Source organism: Faecalibacterium tardum (assembly GCF_040096515.1).
Lineage (GTDB): Bacteria > Bacillota > Clostridia > Oscillospirales > Ruminococcaceae > Faecalibacterium > Faecalibacterium tardum.
The window spans coordinates 1-1,070 of record NZ_JBBMEO010000096.1; the positions used below are offsets into that span (position 1 = coordinate 1).

Consider the following 1,070-nt stretch of genomic DNA (forward strand, 5'->3'; position numbering starts at 1 on the left):
AAATGCTTTGGCGGAGACGTTTGACCCTCTTTCAGTTCGACACCGGCAACGCTGCACTGGCTCTGCTCCTGCACATCGGGCAGAACAGCCGGTTCTTTCTGCTTGCCCAACAGTTCGCCCAGCATTTTCCGCTCCATGGCTCTCCATCCATCGGACAGCACCAACTTGCCTTTTGCGGAGAATTCCTCTCCGGCGCAGATGGTGGTGAGCGTAGTTTCTGCATAGCAGTGCGGTTCGCCCACAGCGCAGAGCAGCCGTGCGGCAATCAGCCGCAGGACATTCCGCTCCCCGGCAGGGAGGGCGGCAAGATCTGCGTTTGCCATGCTTTTCGTAGGCAGCAGCGCATGGTGGTCGGTGACTTTGCCGCCATTGATGACCTGCTGCACATGGATGGGAATCGGCTCCTCCACGGCAAACGCCCTGCCCGTGTCAGTCACCAGTCCCGGAAGGGAAGCCGCCATATCCTCCGTCAAAAACCGGCTGTCCGTGCGGGGGTAGGTGATAAGCCGCTTTTCGTAAAGGCTTTGGGCATAATCCAAGGTCTGCTGTGCCGTAAATCCCAGCAGACGGTTTGCATCCCTCTGCAATGCGGTAAGGTCGTAGAGCTGCGGTGGGCTTTCGGATTTCTCCTTGCGTTCCATCTTCTGCACCGTGACACGCCCCTCCTTTCGGCATTTGGAAAGCAGCAGTTCGGCATCCGCTTTCTGGGCAAACCGCTTGCTGGATGCGGTGCCGCCGTCCGCAAGGGTCAGGGCAACCGTGTAGAATTTCTCCGGCACAAAGGCGGCAATGGCAGCTTCCCGCACCACCGTCATGGCAAGCACTGGGGTCATAACACGCCCCACCGCCAAAGGCTGGTTGTACAGGCATGAAAAAAGCCGGGACGCATTGATGCCGACCATCCAGTCGGCACGTTCCCGGCAGAGTGCTGCGTTGTACAGCGCATCGTATTCAGTTGACGGTTTGAGATGGGCGAATCCTTCCCGGATGGCATTTTCCTCCATGCTGGACAGCCACAGGCGGGAAACAGGCTTTTTGCACCCGGCTTGCTGATACACTAAGCGGAAGAT

Annotated in this window: 1 protein-coding gene; it reads right to left on the reverse strand. The window is 58.4% G+C overall.

Features of this window, described 5'->3' with window-relative positions; translation table 11 throughout:
* Positions 1 to 1,070: DNA topoisomerase (locus tag WMO44_RS14910; protein WP_349153045.1), on the reverse strand; the 1,070-nt coding region annotated here is incomplete at both ends.